At 32.2% G+C, this 20,426-nt stretch carries 21 protein-coding genes; 4 read left to right on the plus strand and 17 right to left on the minus strand.

All coding sequences use genetic code 11. The annotated features are described in order from the left end of the window. Positions 1-11 precede the first annotated feature (11 nt). Together nifJ and CCE28_RS14990 are read right to left on the minus strand one after the other, a co-directional pair. A complete protein-coding gene (gene nifJ, locus CCE28_RS14985; RefSeq protein ID WP_095134542.1) occupies positions 12-3,539 on the minus strand; it encodes a pyruvate:ferredoxin (flavodoxin) oxidoreductase in 3,528 nt (1,175 codons plus the stop codon). A 93-nt stretch (positions 3,540-3,632) separates the two neighbouring features. After that, on the minus strand, positions 3,633-4,223 hold the full coding sequence (locus CCE28_RS14990) for a superoxide dismutase (protein WP_095134543.1): 591 nt from the start codon (positions 4,221-4,223) through the stop codon (positions 3,633-3,635). 129 nt (positions 4,224-4,352) lie between these two features. On the opposite strand from CCE28_RS14990, the gene CCE28_RS14995 reads away from it, so the two are divergent. Together CCE28_RS14995 and CCE28_RS22785 are read left to right on the plus strand one after the other, a co-directional pair. Beyond that, complete coding sequence (locus CCE28_RS14995; RefSeq protein ID WP_095134544.1) at positions 4,353-4,565, plus strand: hypothetical protein; 213 nt, start codon at positions 4,353-4,355, stop codon at positions 4,563-4,565. Between the two features lie 150 nt (positions 4,566-4,715). Next, complete coding sequence (locus CCE28_RS22785; protein WP_278277568.1) at positions 4,716-4,847, plus strand: hypothetical protein; 132 nt, start codon at positions 4,716-4,718, stop codon at positions 4,845-4,847. Between the two features lie 54 nt (positions 4,848-4,901). On the opposite strand, the gene CCE28_RS15000 is transcribed toward CCE28_RS22785, so the two are convergent. Further along, positions 4,902-5,477 (minus strand): uracil-DNA glycosylase, encoded by a 576-nt coding sequence (locus tag CCE28_RS15000; RefSeq protein WP_095134545.1) that lies wholly within the window; start codon positions 5,475-5,477, stop codon positions 4,902-4,904. A 233-nt stretch (positions 5,478-5,710) separates the two neighbouring features. Here CCE28_RS15000 and CCE28_RS15005 point away from each other — a divergent pair, with 233 nt between their 5' ends. After that, complete coding sequence (locus CCE28_RS15005; protein WP_095134546.1) at positions 5,711-6,007, plus strand: hypothetical protein; 297 nt, start codon at positions 5,711-5,713, stop codon at positions 6,005-6,007. Between the two features lie 6 nt (positions 6,008-6,013). Here the strand turns inward: CCE28_RS15005 and CCE28_RS15010 are convergent, their stop codons facing one another. From CCE28_RS15010 to CCE28_RS15030, 5 genes are all read right to left on the minus strand, one after another. Further along, entirely contained in the window at positions 6,014-6,568 is a 555-nt protein-coding gene (locus tag CCE28_RS15010) for a uracil-DNA glycosylase (RefSeq protein ID WP_095134623.1), read from the minus strand. Between the two features lie 109 nt (positions 6,569-6,677). Then, positions 6,678-7,388 (minus strand): ABC transporter ATP-binding protein, encoded by a 711-nt coding sequence (locus CCE28_RS15015; RefSeq protein WP_095134547.1) that lies wholly within the window; start codon positions 7,386-7,388, stop codon positions 6,678-6,680. A gap of 1 nt (position 7,389) precedes the next feature. Next, positions 7,390-8,190 carry an ABC transporter ATP-binding protein gene (locus CCE28_RS15020; RefSeq protein ID WP_095134548.1) on the minus strand — a complete coding sequence of 267 codons (801 nt, stop codon included), beginning with the start codon at positions 8,188-8,190 and terminating at the stop codon, positions 7,390-7,392. Then, a complete protein-coding gene (locus CCE28_RS15025; protein ID WP_095134549.1) occupies positions 8,190-9,233 on the minus strand; it encodes a branched-chain amino acid ABC transporter permease in 1,044 nt (347 codons plus the stop codon). The genes CCE28_RS15020 and CCE28_RS15025 overlap by 1 nt, the downstream gene beginning before the upstream one ends. 5 nt (positions 9,234-9,238) lie before the next feature. After that, positions 9,239-10,132, minus strand: coding sequence for a branched-chain amino acid ABC transporter permease (locus CCE28_RS15030; RefSeq protein ID WP_095134550.1), 894 nt, complete (start codon positions 10,130-10,132; stop codon positions 9,239-9,241). A 467-nt stretch (positions 10,133-10,599) separates the two neighbouring features. Here CCE28_RS15030 and trpS point away from each other — a divergent pair, with 467 nt between their 5' ends. After that, positions 10,600-11,583 (plus strand): tryptophan--tRNA ligase, encoded by a 984-nt coding sequence (gene trpS, locus CCE28_RS15035; RefSeq protein ID WP_095134551.1) that lies wholly within the window; start codon positions 10,600-10,602, stop codon positions 11,581-11,583. A gap of 38 nt (positions 11,584-11,621) precedes the next feature. On the opposite strand, the gene CCE28_RS15040 is transcribed toward trpS, so the two are convergent. The 9 genes from CCE28_RS15040 to recF all read right to left on the minus strand — a co-directional run bounded on the left by CCE28_RS15040 (position 11,622) and on the right by recF (position 20,422). Next, positions 11,622-12,035: a bacteriohemerythrin gene (locus tag CCE28_RS15040; RefSeq protein ID WP_095134552.1), complete on the minus strand. Its 414-nt coding sequence runs from the start codon at positions 12,033-12,035 to the stop codon at positions 11,622-11,624. A 232-nt stretch (positions 12,036-12,267) separates the two neighbouring features. Then, positions 12,268-12,681 (minus strand): bacteriohemerythrin, encoded by a 414-nt coding sequence (locus tag CCE28_RS15045; protein WP_095134553.1) that lies wholly within the window; start codon positions 12,679-12,681, stop codon positions 12,268-12,270. Between the two features lie 86 nt (positions 12,682-12,767). Continuing rightward, entirely contained in the window at positions 12,768-13,556 is a 789-nt protein-coding gene (locus CCE28_RS15050; RefSeq protein ID WP_095134554.1) for a SigB/SigF/SigG family RNA polymerase sigma factor, read from the minus strand. Next, the gene (locus CCE28_RS15055) at positions 13,556-13,981 is read right to left on the minus strand and encodes an ATP-binding protein (protein ID WP_095134555.1); all 426 of its coding nucleotides are present in this window, start codon (positions 13,979-13,981) and stop codon (positions 13,556-13,558) included. Before CCE28_RS15055 ends, CCE28_RS15050 begins: the two co-directional genes overlap by 1 nt. 27 nt (positions 13,982-14,008) lie before the next feature. Beyond that, the gene (locus CCE28_RS15060) at positions 14,009-14,317 is read right to left on the minus strand and encodes an STAS domain-containing protein (RefSeq protein ID WP_095134556.1); all 309 of its coding nucleotides are present in this window, start codon (positions 14,315-14,317) and stop codon (positions 14,009-14,011) included. 116 nt (positions 14,318-14,433) lie between these two features. Next, positions 14,434-16,875 carry a DNA gyrase subunit A gene (gene gyrA, locus CCE28_RS15065; protein WP_278277569.1) on the minus strand — a complete coding sequence of 814 codons (2,442 nt, stop codon included), beginning with the start codon at positions 16,873-16,875 and terminating at the stop codon, positions 14,434-14,436. Between the two features lie 24 nt (positions 16,876-16,899). Beyond that, the gene (gene gyrB / locus CCE28_RS15070; protein WP_095134558.1) at positions 16,900-18,813 is read right to left on the minus strand and encodes a DNA topoisomerase (ATP-hydrolyzing) subunit B; all 1,914 of its coding nucleotides are present in this window, start codon (positions 18,811-18,813) and stop codon (positions 16,900-16,902) included. Between the two features lie 111 nt (positions 18,814-18,924). Beyond that, positions 18,925-19,224, minus strand: a complete 300-nt coding sequence (gene remB, locus CCE28_RS15075) for an extracellular matrix regulator RemB (RefSeq protein ID WP_095134559.1) — start codon at positions 19,222-19,224, stop codon at positions 18,925-18,927. Between the two features lie 91 nt (positions 19,225-19,315). Then, positions 19,316-20,422, minus strand: a complete 1,107-nt coding sequence (recF, locus tag CCE28_RS15080; RefSeq protein ID WP_095134560.1) for a DNA replication/repair protein RecF — start codon at positions 20,420-20,422, stop codon at positions 19,316-19,318. Between the last annotated feature and the right edge of the window lie 4 nt (positions 20,423-20,426).

The raw sequence follows: 20,426 nt of genomic DNA on the forward strand, positions 1-20,426 counted from the left end.
TCCTTTTATATTTAATACTCCATTTCTGCCATGCGTTTATAGTTTTCATATCTATCTTTAGCATGTTTGTCAGCTTCTACAAACAACTTTTCAGCTATTTCAGGGAAAGTATTTTGTAGTTGAGTGTATCTAATTTCACCATTAATAAAGTCTGTAAAACTCTTGTTAGGTTCCTTAGAATCTAATATAAATGGATTTTTACCTTCTTCCTTAAGTATTGGATTATATCTATATAGATGCCAATATCCAGCCTCTACAGCTTCCTTTTCTCTTCTTACAGTAGTACCCATACCTGTCTTAATTCCATGGGCTATACAAGGAGCATAGGCAATTATTAAGGATGGTCCCTTATAGCTTTCAGCTTCTTTTATTGCCTTAAGGGCCTGATTCATATTTGCACCTAATCCAATTTGAGTTACATATACATATCCATAACTCATGGCCATCATGCCTAAGTCTTTCTTTCTAATCTTCTTACCACTAGCTGCAAATTTAGCAACACTAGCCGTTGGAGTAGCTTTAGATGCCTGACCACCTGTATTTGAATATACTTCCGTATCTAATACTAATATATTCACATCGTCACCAGAGGCTAGCACATGATCAAGTCCTCCATAACCAATATCATAACCCCAACCGTCTCCACCAATTATCCATACGGATTTCTTAACTAAGAAATCTTTATTTTCTAATATTTCCATAACTAGTGGATCATCTGAATAATTTTCTAGTTCTTTAACTAGTTCTTCACTGGCTTTTATGGATTGATCTCCATTTTCCATATTATTTAAATAAGTCATCATAGCACCCTTAACATCTTCAGGAAACTCACCTTCTACTAGGGTCTCTAATAAGTCTCTTATTTTATCTCTAATTTGCTTTACTCCAAGATACATTCCATATCCAAATTCAGCATTATCTTCAAATAATGAATTTGCCCAAGATGGACCCTTTCCACATGGAGTTGTAGTGTATGGAACAGAAGGAGCACTACCTCCCCAAATTGAAGAACAACCTGTAGCATTTGCTATCATCATTCTAGTTCCATATAATTGAGTTATTAATTTTACATATGCAGTTTCTCCACATCCTGCACAGGCACCAGAGAACTCCAATAGTGGTTGAACAAATTGACTTCCCTTTACTGTATATTTGTCCATTAAATGGTCCTTCATGGATACATTGTGTACTGCAAACTCCCAATTTCCTTCTTCTTTCTCTGTTTCCTCTTCTGCATCTACCATAACCAGAGCCTTGTTAGGAGCAGGACATACTTCAGCACAAACTCCACAGCCTGTACAATCCAGTGGACTTATTTGAATTTTATACTCATAACCGTCAAGTGCCTTTCCTGTAGCTTTCTTAGTTTCAAATCCTTCAGGTTTTTTCTTCATTTCCTCTTCATCTAATAGAAATGGTCTTATTACTGCATGAGGACATGCATAAGAGCATTGATTACATTGAATACAATTCTCTATCTTCCACTCTGGTAACATAACTGCTATACCGCGTTTTTCATAGGCAGTAGTTCCCATAGGGAATGTTCCATCTTCAATTCCTTCAAAGGCGCTTACAGGTAGTGAATCTCCTTCTGTTTTTGCCATTGGAATTTGAATTTCTTTAACAAAGTATGGATCATTATTTTCATCATCTTCATCAATAAAGTCTTCTGCATCTTTCCACTCATCAGGTATTTCTACCTTAACTAAACTATCTACACCCCTATCTATGGCATCATGGTTCATCTTAACTATATGCTCACCCTTTTTACCATAGGTTTGTACTACTAGTTCCTTTAAATAATCCATAGCTTCTTCCACAGAAATTACATTGGCCAACTTAAAGAAAGCAGACTGCATAATCATATTTATTCTTCCACCAAGACCTATTTCTTTAGCTATTTCTACTGCATCTATAGTATAGAAATTAATATTTTTATTAAATATGGTTCTCTTTAGACTAGCTGGCAATTTATCATCTAACTCTTCTAAATCCCAAGGACAATTGAGTACAAAGGTTCCACCCTCTACAATTCCCTTTAAAAGATCATAATGATTTACATAGGATTTGTTATGGCATGCAATAAAATCTGCATTACTAATTAAGTAAGTAGCTTTTATCGGTTGTTTACCAAATCTTAGATGGGATATGGTAGTTCCTCCAGATTTTTTAGAATCATAGGAGAAATATGCTTGGGCATAAAGGTCTGTTTTGTCCCCTATTATCTTAATAGCCATCTTGTTAGCCCCAACAGTACCATCAGAACCAAGTCCCCAGAATTTACATCTTATAGTTCCCTCTGGTGTAGTATTAATAGTGTTTCCTATATCTAAAGATGTGTGAGTTACATCATCTAAAATACCCATTGTAAAGTCATTCTTAGGAGCTTCTTCTTTTAAGTTTTCAAATACGGATACTATTTGCTCTGGTGTTGTATCCTTAGAACCAAGGCCATACCTACCACCTACTATAATAGGAGAATCCTTTTTATTATAAAATAAACTCTTTATATCCACATAAAGGGGTTCACCTAAAGAACCAGGTTCTTTAGTTCTATCTAATACGGCAATTTTCTTTACACTATCTGGGAATACATTAAAGAAATGAGTTGGACAGAAAGGTCTATATAACCTCACTTTAATTAAGCCAACCTTTTCTCCCTTGCTCACTAAATAATCTATTGTTTCTTCTATAGTTTCACATACGGAACCCATAGCTATTACTATATTTTCTGGATTTTCTGCTCCATAGTAATCAAATGGCTTATATTCTCTTCCTGTAATTTCACTGATCTCTTTCATATAATCAGCTACTATATCAGGAACTTCTTTATAAAATTTATTAGAAGCTTCCCTTCCTTGGAAGTATATGTCCGGATTTTGAGCAGTTCCTCTAAGTACTGGTCTCTCTGGATTAAGTGAACTATTTCTAAATTCTTTTATAGCTTCAAAATCTACTAATCTTTCAAAATCATCATATTCAATTAGTTCTACCTTTTGAATTTCATGGGATGTTCTAAATCCATCAAAGAAATGAAGAAATGGAATTCTAGATTTTATAGCTGATAAATGAGCTATACCACCTAAATCAATTACTTCTTGTACACTACTTGAACAAAGAAGTGCAAATCCTGTCTGTCTTGTAGCCATAACATCTTGATGATCTCCAAATATGGATAGTGCATGGGTAGCTAGTGCTCTAGCACTTACATGAAATACTCCTGGTAATAATTCTCCTGCCATTTTATACATATTAGGAACCATTAATAATAATCCTTGAGAAGCTGTATATGTACTAGTTAATGCTCCTCCTTGTAATGAACCATGCATAGTTCCTGCAGCTCCTGCTTCTGATTGCATCTCTGATACTTTAACCCTTTGTCCAAATAAGTTTAATTTACCCTTAGCTGACCACTCATCCACCTTTTCAGCCATAGGTGATGAAGGGGTTATTGGATATATGGCTGCCACATCAGTAAAGGCATATGATACATATGCAGCTGCTTCATTCCCATCCATGGTTTTCATTTTTTTAGCCACAAATCTTCCTCCTTTTATCTTTCAATTTCCTAGTTTTTAGTTTTTTCTTTTTATTGAAAAATATGTATGAAAAAAGATAATTCCAAAAAGGAATTATCTCAATGCTTTATCTAATCTTTTATTAACTTTTTTCCAATCTATATTTTGAAAGAATACATCTATATATTTTCTTCTATTTATGCCAAAATCAATCATATAAGCATGCTCATATACATCCATTACAAGTAATGGATAGCTATACCATATACTTCCCACATCATGGGCATCACATCCAAATATATGTATATCCTCATCTATGGAATCTAAGGCTAATATTACCCATCCTCTAACAGCCATTCCTACACTTTTGAACTTCTCCATGAATACATCAAATCCACCATATTTTTTATTTATTAAATCTAAGATATTTCCATAAGGAATGTTGCTATCTCCCATATTATCAAAATAGAATTCATGTAATTTTACTCCATTTAAGGCATAACTTTGACCAAGTTCTATACTTCTAATGGAAGAATAGGTGCTATTAGGTTTTTTGTAATTATTTATATCCTCTAATTTTTGGAACATCTTGTTAGTTTTCCCCACATATCCTTCATAAAGCTTATAATGTTGTTTTAATTGACTAGTAGTTATTCCTTTAATAGAAGCAAAATCAAACTTTTTAGCAGTTACTTCCTTATACATATAACCCCTCCTTAAGAAAATAGTATGTTCATTTACATTAATATATATCTGTCCATACACACTTTTTTATAGATTTTCATAATTTAGTATTATATATAGGAAATTTTATTAAAAAGGTGGGGGAGTTTTATGGCTGATAAATCTTGTTTTGGCTTCGATGATAATATACTCATATTCTTCTTCCTATTACTTATAATTTTATTCTTCTTTACAGGAACTGGAGACGGATGTGGATTTGATAACTTATTTGGATGTGATGACAATCTATTCATCTGGATATTCCTATTAATAATCCTTTTCCTCTTTTTATTATGGCCTAACGATTGTGAACCTGTGTGTTAGAAAAAGACTAGGATTACAAATCTTAGTCTTTTTCTTTAAAAAAAATCTATTATTAAGTAACAGATGTCCTCTAACATGAATACTTTATATTATGACATAAACAAAGGAATAAATTTAACAACTACATAATTATAAAGGAGGTGTAATTACATGGGTGATAAACAATGTGGTGAATATGGTGGTTTATTTAATAGTGGTAGTGAGTTGCTATTCTTCTTCTTATTGCTAGTAGTATTATTCTGTAACTGTGGTTGCTTTGGTGGATTTGGTGGCGGTTACTAATAATAAAAAAAGAGTTGGGAGTTCCCCCAATTCTTTTTTATACATATTACATATTTATACTAAAAATTTCTTAAGTACCTCTAAATCCCCATAGTATACTTCTTTTAGCTCTCTTCTATATATTACAGCTGCTGGATGATATAGTGGGAATAGATTATATTCCTTACCATTTATAATAACCTTAGATTCTTTTCCATGAAGATCTCCAATCTTAGAACTTTCATCTCCAGTTACTGTTTTTAATGGCACATTTCCAAGGGTAACTATTACTTTAGGTTTAATGATATTTATTTCATCAAATAAATATTCCTTAAATTCTCCTATTTCTTTTTTAGATGGAGGCCTATTTATTTTCCCTCCTGTTTTAGGACTTTCTTTCGTAGGTCTAAACTTAACTGTATTAGTAATATAAAGTTCACTTCTATCTAACTCTAATATCTCAAGAAACTCCTGAAGGTGTTTACCTGCTTGACCCACAAAAGGTAATTTAGCTTCCACCTCTTTGGCCCCTGGTGCCTCTCCTATAAGGACTATGGTGCTATTAACACTACCATTACCTAAAACAATTTCCTCATCTTTATTTTCCTCTAGTATTTTTTTATTAAGTTCTTCTAACTGTATCTCCTTCAACCTAAACACCCTCTCTATATTTTAATATACCATACTGATAAATTCGTTTTTTATATAATAACCACCACTTATCTATTAATATTCTCAAATTTTAATATTTTACATAGGTATAGCATTTTTCCACATAATAGTCAATACTTTATTTTAAAACATATGTTCTTTATAATATTATTAGGTGTTTTATGTTTAAATAAGAAAAAAAGTGGTATTTTATATATATAGGAGTGATTATCATGAATAATTATCATAAGCAAATCCAAGGGATGATAGACGAAAGAGGTATTGACTCCACAGATGATATTCTCAGAGAAAACCTTAGTAGTGTAACTAAGAAAGTAATCAGTTCACGTGAAAGAATAGAAAAACTTAAAAACACCATAGAAAATACATTGAATCAAGATGAAATAAACCACTTACAATATGACATCCAGGACAATCAAGAAAGATTAAACATTTTCCTACAGGAATTAAAAGAAGCAGATGAAATCTATGGGGCATTTAATGAATACATAAAAAGAAAGAAGCCGTAAAGGCTTCTAACTTATTTCTTCATACTTTTCTCTTATATTTTTAAAGTCCATCCAAAATGGTCTTTTTTTCTTTTCATCTCTAAGTACAGCTGAAGGGTGATAGGTTGGCATTATCCATATGCCCTTTTTATATACCCATTTTTCCCTTTCTTTTGTTATTCGCAAATTTTTATCTATTATATTCTTAGAAGATATGGAACCTAAACAAACTATTATTTTAGGCTTAATAATCTTTACTTGCCATCTTAAGTATTGAATACAAGCTTCCATTTCATCATCTTTAGGATTCCTATTATTAGGAGATCTGCATTTAACTATATTTCCTATATATACTTGATCCCGAGTCAAGTTGATTCCTTCTAAAGCCTTAGTCAACAATTGCCCAGCTGGTCCTACAAAAGCCAATCCCTTCATATCCTCGTGATAACCTGGCCCTTCACCAATAAACATTATATCTGCATTTTCATTTCCTTGTCCAAAAACTAGATTATTTCTAGTATCTCCTAATCTGCACTTATAACATTTCTCTACCATCTCTTTTAATTCATCTAAATTATGCATATATCCCCCTGTAGGAAATTTATTTAAAGGATGGCTCACTACCAACCATCCTTTATGCTAAATCTTCTTAGATAATATTATACATAATTATTAATTATAGATAAATATATTACTTTGCCTCTCCTAAATAAGCCTTCTTCACATCATCATTAACCAATAGTTCATGTCCTTTCCCTTCTAAAACTATATTCCCCGTCTCTAATACATACCCATAGTCTGCAATTTCTAAGGCAGCCTTTGCATTTTGTTCTATAAGTAATATGGTTACACCCTTTTCATGAATTTCTCTTATTATATTAAATATCTCCTTAACTAACATGGGCGCTAAACCGAGGGATGGCTCATCCATCATGAGTAATTTAGGATTACTCATAAGACCCCTACCTACTGCTAGCATTTGTTGTTCTCCACCAGATAAGGTCCCTGCCTTTTGCCACAGTCTCTCCTTTAGCCTTGGAAATAATTCATATATCCAATTCATATCCTTTTCTATTTTAACTTTATCTTTCCTTATGTATGCTCCTAATATGAGATTTTCCTTTACTGTGAGATTAGGAAATACCCTTCTTCCTTCAGGAACTAATACTATTCCGCCCTTTACCATATCCTTTGTCTTATAATTTTTCAAATCCTTATCTTCATAAATTATTTTTCCACTAGTTTTCTTTACAATTCCCATGATACTTCTTAAAGTAGAACTTTTACCAGCTCCATTAGCTCCTATTAAAGTAACTATTTTTCCTTTAGGTACATGAACATTTATACCTCTTAAGGCATGAATACCTCCATAATGTACATCTAGATTTTCTATTCTCAACATATTATTCCACCCCCAAATAAGCTTCTATGACTTTGTTATTATTTTGAATTTCACTAGGGGTTCCCTGGGCTATGGTTATGCCATGGTCTAGTACAAATATTCTTTCACAGATTCCCATGACCACTTGCATATGATGTTCTATCATAAATATGGTTGAATTAAATTTATCCCTTATTTCACTTATAAAGTCCATAAGTTCTAATGATTCATTTGGATTCATACCTGCTGCGGGTTCATCTAATAATAGTATTTTAGGCTCTGTTGCTAAGGCTCTAGCTATTTCTAATCGCCTTTGTTTTCCATAGGGAAGTGAATAAGCCTTTTCATCTATTACATCATATAAATTCACTTCCTTTAATAATTCTATTGATTTTTCATACATGTGTTTTTCTTCTTTTGTGTACTTACTATCTATATTAAATGTGTCCTTTAATAGGGGTCCAACTACTGACTCTGCCCAATTAGATTTTAATCTCAAATGGTTTCCTATTAGTACATTTTCAAGAACTGTTAACTCCTTGAACAATCTTATATTTTGAAAGGTTCTAGCCACACCAAGTCTAGTTATTTCATCAGGCTTTAATGATGTAATATTTATATTTTTATTGTCCTTCTCTAAATATATATTTCCTATAGTAGGCTTATAAACTCCTGTAATCATATTAAATGCAGTAGTTTTTCCAGCTCCATTAGGTCCTATTAGCCCTACGATTTCTCCCTCTTTGAGCTCCATATTAAACTCAGATACGGCCACTAGGCCTCCAAACTTCATAGTTATATTATCCACATTTAGTATACCCATTAAGAATTCACATCTCCCTTAGATTTCTTCTTAAAACTAAACCAATCCCAGCTAAATTCATTAGTTCCCATAATTCCCTTTTGATAAAATAAAATTACTCCCATAAGCATTAAGGAAAATACAACCATACGCATGCCTGGAATCCCTATTATCTTATAATTTCCAATAATTATATCCCCATCTAATATTCTCAAGGCTTCCATGAGTATGGTTACTATAATTGCTGATAATACACTACCCGTAATACTTCCTATTCCCCCTAATACAACTATAAGTACAATATTAAAGGTTAATACGAATCTAAACATGAGAGGATCTATAGTTCCTAATAGATTTCCAAGGAGTCCACCTCCAACTCCTGCAAAAAAAGCACCTATAATAAAGGATATTAATTTGTGTTTAAACAAGTTAATTCCCATGGCCTCCGCTGCTATTTCATCTTCCCTTATGGCCTTAAATGCCCTACCATAACTGCCCTTTACTAGGTATATCATAAATATTATGGTTACTATGGCCCATCCCCAACTCCACCATACATTTGTGTAGTTTGGAATTCCCTTAAGACCTAAGGCACCATTAGTAATACTTTGTATATTAGTAAATATTACTCTAATAATTTCACTGAATCCTAATGTGGCTATGGCCAAGTAATCGTCCCTTAGCTTAAGTACTGGAGTTCCTATTATAATGGCTACTAAAGCAGACATTAGCCCCCCTATTAATAAAGCTGGTAAAAAGCTCATTTCCACATCCCTTAAAAAAGGTACTATGGGCTTTAAGAAAAAATTCATTTCCTTAGTAGCTTTATCCATAGTAACTAGTGCAGTAGTATAAGCTCCTATGGCCATAAAACCAGCATGACCTAATGTGAAAAGACCTGTAAATCCATTTATCAAATTCATGCTTAAGGCCAATACTATATATATTCCACACAAGTTCAATATTCTTATTTTATAAGAGTCAAAATTCCTGTCCATTAAAAACAATAGACCTAAAACCAATATTAAACTTAATATATTTAATAATATCCTTTTATTTTTCATAATATCTACACCTTCTCTGTTAATTTTTCACCCATCAATCCTGTAGGCTTAACTAATAATATGAAAATCAATAATATGAATGCAAAGGCATCCCTATAACCTGTAAGAGCTGGTAAAAATGCTACTATAAGTATTTCTCCCAATCCTAGAATAAATCCACCAATTACAGCCCCCCTTATGTTTCCTATACCTCCTACCACAGCAGCTATAAAACACTTAAGTCCTGGCATAAGGCCCATAACAGGAATTAATGAGGTGAATTTTACGCCCCACATTATACCTCCTACTGCCGCTAATAAAGAACCTAGACCAAATGTTATGGATATTATCTTATCCACATCTATAGCCATGAGTCTTGCGGCTTCATAATCTTTAGATAAGGCCCTCATGGCCATACCTGTTTTAGTGTTATTTATTACATAATTTAAAATTAACAGTAAAATTATAGTTATTATAGGTATATAGAAAGTAATACTTACAATGGATATTCCTCCTATATTTAGTATTTTATTGAACATAGGTATTTCAGGAAAAGATTTAGGTCTTCCTCCAAATACAACTATGCCTAAGTTTTGAAGTAAAAAAGAAGCTCCTATGGCCGATATCATAACAGATATTCGAGGTGAATTCCTAAGTGGTTTATAGGCTGCTTTTTCAACTAAAATACCAAATAGACAAGTACCTAGTATTGCTATAATAAATGCTAAATACCAAGGAACTGCCACTAATGTGATCAAATAAAATGCCATATATACCCCTATCATAAATATTTCTCCATGGGCAAAGTTTATGAGTCTTAATATGCCGTAAACCATAGTATATCCTATGGCTATAAGGGCGTATAAACTTCCCAAGGAAATTCCATTAGATAAATGTTGCATAAAAATCTGAAAAGTCATATGTATTATCCCCCTAATTCAAAATAAAGACTTCCGTTCTGGAAGTCTTTTGTGTATTTGTTTAAATTTATGAAAATTTCTTAATTATTATATATGTCCTGCTTAAAATAATTATGAATCTTATACCTTCGTTATAGGATTTACATTAACAATGTTCAGATATTAGGGTTTAGGGACAAAACATATAAACACTGCATACCTGCAAGTTGAAATAAGTTTAATAATTTTTGAAAAGGCGGAACATCAGAACATCCTATGCTGTAAACAATTATGAACCTTCTACCTTAAGTATTAGATTCAAACTCTCTAGTCTGATAGTGACTTCCTTTGAAAAAATTTTGAACTTATTGAGACGAATTAGGTTCACATACCTTTAGTTTGAAAGTTGTTTCTCTATAGCCTTGTGTTTTATGAAAAATAATTATATTATTAAAGTTAGCATATATGTTTTATAGGAGGTTTTTTTAATGAAAAGAGTATTTTCAGGCGTTCAGCCTACTGGAAATATAACTATAGGAAATTATTTAGGAGCCATAAAGCAATTCGTTACATATCAAGAAGATAATGATGCTTTTTACTGTGTAGTGGATCTACACTCCATAACACTTCCACAGGATCCAAAGGAGCTTCATAAAAATAGTTTAAGTGTGGCAGCCATGTACATGGCTGTAGGGTTAGACCCTAGTAAATGTACCATATTCCTTCAGTCATCAGTAAAGGAACATGCTGAACTTGGATGGTTTTTACAATGTATGTCTTCTACAGGAGAATTAAGTAGAATGACTCAATTTAAAGATAAAAGTAGGGGTCAAGAATCTGCTCCAACTGGACTTTTCACATATCCAACCCTAATGGCTGCAGATATTTTATTATATGATACAAACTACGTGCCCGTTGGAAATGACCAAAAGCAACATTTAGAATTAACTCGTGATTTAGCCATGAGATTTAATAATAGATTTGGAAAGACTTTTGTAGTTCCAGAATATAAAGAGCAAAAGGTAGGAGCTAGAATCATGTCACTAGATGAGCCTACTTCTAAAATGAGTAAGAGTAATCCTAATGAACACAGTAGAATTTGCCTACTAGATCCACCAAACAAAGTTAAAAAATCTTTAATGAGATCTACTACAGATTCTGATATGGAAGTGAGATTTGATCCAGAAAATAAAGCTGGAGTAAGTAACTTACTTACTATATATAGTGCTTTTTCAGGCCTTTCTATAAAAGATTTAGAAAAGAAGTACGAAGGTCTTGGATACGGTACTTTCAAGAAAGAGTTAGTAGTTGTAGTTAATGATTCATTAGCTGAAATTCAAGATAAATATAATAAAATTATAGATTCACCAGAATTATTAGAAGTACTTAAAACTGGAGCTGATAGAGCTCGTGAAGTAGCATCGGCTACTATGGATAGGGTTAAAAAGAATATGGGATTTGTAACTTTATAAATATAAATAAATGAGGACGGTTATAAAATAACCGTCCTTTAATATACGCCCTTTGAATTTAAATATTCCACATACTCTCCATCAGTTTTTAATATGTGTTCTACTATCCAATCTGACACAAATACTAATAATCCCATAATTACAGAAATTTGATTTTCATCCACATCCTCTAATTCTAAATTCTCTAATTTCTTTAAGAAAAATTTATGCTGAAATTTATGCAAGTATATATCCTCATATCCATGCTCTTCTAATAACTTTTCTTCACAATCAAAGTGATATCTAGTATAATCTCTTAGTTCATGTAGTATTTCCATTATTTCATCATAATTATCTTCATGCTTTTTCAATTTAAGTATTTCGTGTAACTTACTTCCTATCTTTAAAAGATTCTTATGTTGATCATCTATTTCCTTTATATTACGGCTATATTCATCTTTCCATTCAAACATATGTACATTCCCCTTTAAATATAGTTTTTAATCATTAACATTAACCTATGTCCATTAATACCCAATTTTTTATCCCTAAACCAATTATAATCCCTAAAAATCTGTAGATAAAAAATTAAGGGGTTGTAGGGGAAGAATTCCCCTGCCTCTTTAAAGGAGGGTGCTTAGCAACTTTAGTTGCGTCGAAGGGAACCATAGGGTTCCATAGCGAAGCATACATAGTATGCATTTTTTATGAAATACCCTTTGAGTTGAAAAATTCTTTATATTTCAAATCAGATTTTAATATGTGCTGTTCTATCCAATTAGCTACAAATACTATTAAATCCATAGTCATATCAAATTGCTTTTCATCTAACTCGTCTAATTCTAATCCTTCCAATTTCTTTAAGAAGGATTTGTGTTCAAATTTATGTAAAAACAATTCTTCATACCCATATTCTTCCATAAGTTTTTCTTCCGCTTGAAAATGATATAGGGTATAGTCCTTTAATTCATTTAATATTTGTACTAATTCATCATAATTATCCTCGTGCTTTTTAAGCCTGACCATCTCATAAAGACTAGATCCAATTTTTAAAAGTTCCTTATGTTGATCATCAATGGATTTTATATTACAACTATATTCCTCTTTCCACGTAAACATAATATTACTCCTTTATCCTTTTTTTACATAATTATATAATTTTTTTACAAAAAACAAAAGGTCAACTCCATTGAGTTAACCTTTATCTATGATAAACTTTGCATGTCATTTTGAAGTTTTTTAATAATCTTCTTTTCCATTCTAGATATGGTCATTTGTGATACTTCAAATTTCTTAGCAACTTGAGATTGGGTTTCATTGTTAAAAAACCTAGCTTTTATTATTTGTTTTTCCATATGATTTAGCTTCTCTAAGCATTTTACTAAAAAATCTTTATTTTCTAAACTTGCAAAATCCTTATCTTCTTCTCCTATTAAATCCATTAAAGTAACGTCTTTATCTTCCCCATTATTGTCATAACTTAATTCTAAAGACTTTGGAGTATACACTTGACTAGCTTCCATCGCTTCTAATACTTCTTCTTCTGTACATTCTAAATATTCGGCTATATCAGAAACTTTAGGTACTCTTTGTAGAGTTTGATGAAGTACAACTTTAGCATTGTTCACTTTCTTAGACAATTCTTGAATCCTTCTCGGAACTCTTATAGCCCAACCTTTATCTCTAAAGTATTTTTTTATTTCTCCAATTATTGTTGGTGTGGCAAAACTTGAAAATTCAAAGCCCTTTGACACATCAAATCGTTCTATGGCATATATAAGTCCTAGGGATGCTATTTGAAATATATCTTCATAGTCTATTCCTTTGTTGATATACTTTTTAGATAAGATTTCCGCTATATATAAGTATCTATTCACTAGTTCATTTCTTATAGTCCTATCTTTATTCTCACTATAAATAGCGAAAAGTTCCTTGGAGTTTAAGTCTGTTAGGGATTCTTTAGAATATTTTTTTCCGTTTAGTAAATTTTCCATTAAATATCATCCCCTAAATATTTAATCATTTTAATAATAGTCCCTTTTTCTGGAGCTGATATAATATCAACCTCATCCATTAGAGATCTTATTATAAATATTCCTAACCCTCCTTCTTTAGGACTAGTTAAATCAGGTTCCTCTATGTCTTCAGTACAGAAACCTTTCCCATTATCTTGTATTTCTACTATCATTTTATCATATTCGACACAATATTTTATATTAAAATTCTCTAAATCTTTTTCATTACAACTATACTTTCCATATTTAATTGCATTAGTGCAAGCTTCGGCTACCGCTACTTTTATATCTTCTATCTCCTCAATATTAAATCCCATTCTGCTTGCTACAGCAGATGTAGTTAATCTTACTACATTCACATACTCAGCTTTGCTTGGTACAGAAATAGTAAAAACATCACTCATAACTCTAATCCACCTTCTTTTTATGTTTTACTTAATTACAAAAACTTTATCTAATCCAGTTATTTTTAATAATTTTAATATATTAGTCCCTGGATTTTCTATTATTATATTCTTATTTTGTGCCTTTAGCTTCTTTAAAGCTCCAATTAAGACACCAAATCCCGTACTGTCCATATAAGTTAAGTTCGTACATTCTAATTTTATATCTTTTATTCTTTGATTACTAAGTTCATGAAGAGTTTCTTTAAACTTATTAGCAGTGTATATGTCTATCTCACCACTTAAATATACTATCCACTCTTCACCGGCATTTTTATAACTAATATCTAGCGACATATTAGTTTCTCCTTTCTTTTGATTTTTACCCTCATAATTTATATTTAAACATAAAAAAGTCTTCCTGTGCAATATATAAAAAAATAAAATGCAGTTTTGAAACTGCATTTTATTATCTATTCTTCAATTACTTCTTCTATTTCGTTTGCCACTTTAGCTATGGATACTATACTATCACCTTCATCAACTCTCATTAAGGTTACTCCTTGAGTATGTCTACCCATAATTGAAACATCCTTAGATTCAAGTCTGATTACTACACCATTTGTATTTATAAGCATAATCTCATCAGTGTCAGTTACTACCTTTGCTCCTACTAAATGTCCAGTTTTGTCCTTAACATTATAAGTAAGTAGGCCTTTTCCACCTCTGTTTTGGCTCTTATACTCACTTAAGTCAGTTCTTTTACCAAAACCAAACTGGCTTACTACTAGTAGGTCTGCACCCTCTTCTATTAATTCCATAGCAACTACTATATCATCAGAATCTAAACTCATAGCTTTAACTCCCATGGCAGCTCTACCCATATCACGAACATCCTTTTCGCTAAATCTTATGGATTTACCACTTTGAGAAACGATTATTACTTCATCGTCACCATTAGTTTGCTTTACACTTATTAGCTCATCATCATCTCTTAAACTAATAGCTATAAGGCCTGATTTTCTAGAAGTATCAAATTGAGTTAAGTCAGTTTTCTTAATAATACCGTTTCTAGTTACAGCTATTAAGTACTTTTCTTTCTCAAATTTCTTAACTGGAATTACAGCCGTTATCTTTTCACTTGGGTTTAGCTGAAGTAGATTTACTATAGCTGTACCCTTAGCCTGTCTTTTAGCCTCAGGAATTTCATAAGCCTTAAGTCTATATACTCTTCCCCTATTAGTGAAGAACAACAGATAATTATGAGTAGACGTTATGAATAATCTCTCAACAAAGTCTTCTTCCCTAGTAGTAAGACCTGTAATTCCTTTACCGCCTCTTCTTTGACTCTTATAAGTATCAGCTGGAATTCTCTTAATGTATCCTAGATGAGTTAATGTTATTGCCACATCTTCCTCATCAATTAAGTCTTCTATATCAATTTCATCTTCAGAGAAGGATATAGCCGTTCTTCTAGGGTCATTATATTTTTCTTTTATTTCTAGAATCTCTTCTCTAATTATGTTTAAAAGAAGATGTTCATTAGCTAATATTTCTCTAAATTTGTTTATTAACTTAATTAATTCTTCATACTCTTCTTCTATTTTTCCACGTTCTAAACCAGTTAACTTTTGAAGTCTCATATCTAGTATGGCCTTAGCTTGAACTTCTGTAAGCCCAAACCTACTCATAAGTCCTTCTCTTGCTTCGTTAACGTTGGCAGAACTTCTAATTAAAGAAATCACTTCATCAATATTATCAAGGGCTATTTTTAAACCTTCTAATATGTGAGCTCTATCCTCTGCTTTTCTTAAATCATATTGAGTTCTTCTAGTAACTACATCCTTTTGATGTTCAAGGTAATGTCTTACTAATTCATATAAGTTAAGAATCTTTGGTTGCCCATTAACTAAGGCAATCATTATAATACTGAATGTATCTTGAAGTTGCGTATGCTTATAAAGTTTATTAAGAACTATGTTAGCATTAACATCTCTCTTTAATTCTACAACTATACGCATACCATTTCTATCCGATTCATCTCTTAAATCAGATATACCTTCAATCTTTTTATCTCTAACAAGATCTGCTATCTTTTCTATAAGCCTAGCCTTATTTACCTGGTATGGAATTTCTGTAGCAATTATTCTACTCTTTCCCTTACCCATATCTTCAATTTCCACATTGGCTCTTACAGTAACTTTTCCTTGACCAGTTCTATAAGCATCTTTTATAGATTCTTTTCCCATTATGGTAGCCCCTGTTGGGAAGTCTGGACCTTTTACTATTTGTATTAAATCTTCTACTGTAGCTTCTTTATCATCTATTAGTTTAACTGTAGCATCTATTACTTCACCTAAGTTGTGTGGTGGAATAGATGTGGCCATACCAACGGCTATACCATTAGAACCATTTACCAATAGATTAGGGAATCTACTTGGAAGTACTTTAGGTTCTTTTAATGTTTCATCAAAGTTTGGTGCGAAGTCTACAGTTTCCTTTTCAATATCTCTTAACATTTCTACAGCTAGCTTTTGCATTTTTGCTTCCGTATAACGCATTGCAGCTGCACCGTCACCATCTACAGAACCGAAGTTTCCATGGCCATTTACTAATAGATATCTTATAGAGAAATCCTGTGCCATTCTTACCATTGCATCGTATACAGACGTGTCACCGTGTGGGTGGTACTTACCAAGTACGTCTCCAACGATACGTGCTGATTTTCTATGTGGTTTCTCTGGGCTTAGACCCAGTTCATTCATTGCGTATAGAATTCTTCTGTGAACAGGTTTTAGTCCATCCCTAACATCAGGTAGAGCTCTTCCTACAATTACACTCATGGCATAATCTATGTAGGATTTTTTCATTTCCTGTTCTATGTCCACCTGAATAATTTTAGTTTGATCTTCTATCATTCTTTTGCCCCCTTAGACAAATTATACATCTAGATTAGCTACGTATCTTGCATTTGATTCTATGAACTCTCTACGTGGCTTTACTTTATCACCCATAAGAGTAGTAAATATTTCATCAGCAGCTGCTGCATCGTCTATAGTTACTTGTATCAATGTACGCTTAGAAGCGTCCATAGTAGTATCCCAAAGCTGCTCTGGATTCATTTCACCAAGACCCTTATATCTTTGAAGGCTGATTCCATTTCTACCTATCTCACTTAATAAGTTTTCTAATTCCTTATCAGAATATACATAATGTTCAGCTCTACCCTTTTTCACTTTATAAAGTGGTGGTTGAGCTATATATATATGGCCATAATCTACAAGTGGTTTCATGTATCTATAGAAGAACGTAAGAAGAAGTGTTCTAATGTGAGCACCATCCACATCGGCATCTGTCATTATAACTATTTTATGATATCTTAGTTTTTCTAAATTAAACTCTTCTCCAATACCGCATCCAAATGCAGTTATCATAGCTCTTATTTCATTGTAATTTAATATTTTATCAAGTCTTGCCTTTTCAACATTTAATATTTTACCTCTAAGTGGTAAAATAGCCTGAGTTCTTCTATCTCTACCTTGCTTTGCAGATCCTCCGGCAGAGTCACCCTCTACTAGGAACACCTCACAAAGGCTAGGATCCTTCTCAGAGCAATCAGCAAGCTTTCCTGGTAGTGATAGTCCATCTAGTGCTCCCTTTCGCCTAGTAAGCTCTCTGGCCTTTCTAGCGGCCTCTCTAGCTCGAGCAGATCTTATACATTTATCCACTATTATTTTAGCTTCTTGAGGATTCTCATTTAAGAAGTTTTGTAATGCTTCATTTGCAATACCTTCTACAATACCCCTTACTTCACTATTTCCAAGTTTAGTTTTAGTTTGACCTTCGAATTGAGGCTCTACTAATTTAACAGAAATAATACAAGTTATACCTTCTCTTATATCTTCTCCTGTTAGATTGTCGTCCTTCTCTTTAAGTATATTAGCTTTTCTTGCATAGTCATTCACTACACGAGTTAATGCAGATTTAAAGCCAACTAAGTGGCTTCCACCTTCATGAGTATTTATATTATTGGCAAATGAAAATATGTTTTCTGTATATCTATCCGTATATTGGAATGCTATTTCTGCTGAACTCGTATCCTTTTCTCCTTCAAAATATACAATATTTTTTTGAATAGGAGTTTTGTTTCTATTTAAGTGCTTTACAAATTCCTTTATACCACCTTCATAGTGGAAAGTTACTTCTACTGGCTCTTCTTCTCTTTCGTCCCTAAGAACTATTTTAATTCCCTTGTTTAAGAATGCCATTTCTCTAAATCTATGCTCAAGTACACTAAAATCAAATACAGTTTCATCAAATATTTGTGGATCTGGTAAGAATATTGTTTCTGAACCCGTATCTGTTGCTTCACCTATTACCTCTAGTGAAGTCATTGTGTTCCCTCTTTCGTATCTTTGATAATATAGGTTTCCGTTTCTTCTGATCCTTACTTCCATCCATGTTGACAAGGCATTAACTACAGAAGCACCAACACCATGAAGACCTCCAGATACTTTGTATCCGCCTCCACCAAATTTACCTCCTGCATGAAGTACAGTATGTATAACTTCTACTGCTGGTTTTCCCATTTTAGGATGTATATCTACAGGCATACCACGACCATTATCAACTACTTTTATGGAGTTATCTTTACCTATAGTTATTCGTATTTCAGTACAATATCCAGCAAGGGCTTCATCTACACTGTTATCTACAATTTCATATACTAAGTGATGTAAACCCTTAGGTCCTGTGGAACCAATATACATACCAGGTCTTTTTCTTACGGGTTCAAGACCTTCTAGGACCTGTATCTGTTCGGCACCATATTCTTTGTTCACTTTTTCTGACATTTCTTTACCCCCTGTATCTTATATAGCTATAAATCCTTAAATTAAAGCTCATATTTCACATTTATTTTATAGGGTTCCCTATCTAACTATTTACTCATAACTTTCTCAACCTTATTTTTCATCTATATATATATCTTCCACGTTATTGGCTCTTTTTTGAAGAGTTACAGATGATATGGGAGAATAGTAAACTACAGTTTTTATAACTTTTCGCTTTTTATTTATTTCTACCTTTTCTGTTATAACACAGGATTTTATTTTGTCATCGGATATTTTACGTACAAATTCTTCTTCTTCTATAACCTTTAAAAACTCTCTTCCTGTTTTAGACTTCTTAAAGGTTTCATAATCCAATATAGAAATAATATTCTTTCTTGGAACTACCACATCTCTCCCCAAATGAAGGAACATAAAAATCACTCCTCGAAAAATCATCCACCTTCTATTATAACCCTTTATTAACTTATATACAAAAGATTTAAAATGGATAGTTTATATTTGATCATCTACTCCTATTCACTTGAGCATTTTCAACATGAAAAATAAAAGCTTCATCCATATTCAACTCTTCTAAATTATTTATCTCCGTAGTAGTAATAAATAATTGGACGTCTTTTAATGCCTTTATTAAAAAGTTTTGTCTATTAATATCTAGTTCTGACATGACATCATCTAATAGCAATACGGGATATTCTCCCGTTTCTCCCTTTACAAGTTCAATTTCAGCTAACTTTAATGATAATGCACAAGTTCTTTGTTGTCCCTGAGATCCAAAGCTTCTTATATCTATCTTATCAATGAAAACTCCTAAATCATCTCTATGGGGCCCTACCGTAGTAGTTCCCCTTTTTATATCTATTTTTAGAGCTTCTTTTAACTGCTTTTTAAACATATCTTTTAGCTTGTTAGTATCTTCTACATAATCTATATTGCTCAGATAAGTCACTTCCAAGTTTTCCCTGTTGTTAGTTATCTTCCTATGTATAAGCCTACTAAGTGGCGTTATTCTCTTTACAAATCTAGCCCTTTCCTCAATAATCTTAACACCCACATCAATTAATTTTTCATCCCATACTTCTAACATGAATTCATTATCTTTTCCCCTCATGTTTTTTAATAGATGATTTCTCTGTATAAGTATTTTGTTGTAACTATTTAGATTGTGGAAATAATAGGGTTTCATTTGAGAGAGTTCATTGTCCATAAACTTACGTCTTTCTGATGGGCCTTCTTTTATAAGTCTTAAGTCTTCTGGAGAAAATATGACTACATATATATTATTTAATATCTCAGAATTTTTACTTAAAGATAATTTATTTACTTTTATACGCTTTTTTTTGTTAGCTACTAATTTTATTTCAACTTCCACGTTGGAATACTTTTTTTGTCCTTCTACTTTTATGTAGGACTGATTTCTATTAAACATTATGAGTTCCTTATCCTTACTAGTTCTAAAGGACTTCCCTAGTGAACTCATATATATGGCTTCTACTATGTTAGTTTTGCCTTGGGCATTATTTCCTACAAATATATTTAATTTTTCATTTAAATCCAATTCTAATTCTTTATAATTTCTAAAGTTTATCAACTTTAATCTTTTTAAATACACCAGA

The organism is Anaeromicrobium sediminis (genome assembly GCF_002270055.1).
GTDB lineage: Bacteria > Bacillota > Clostridia > Peptostreptococcales > Thermotaleaceae > Anaeromicrobium > Anaeromicrobium sediminis.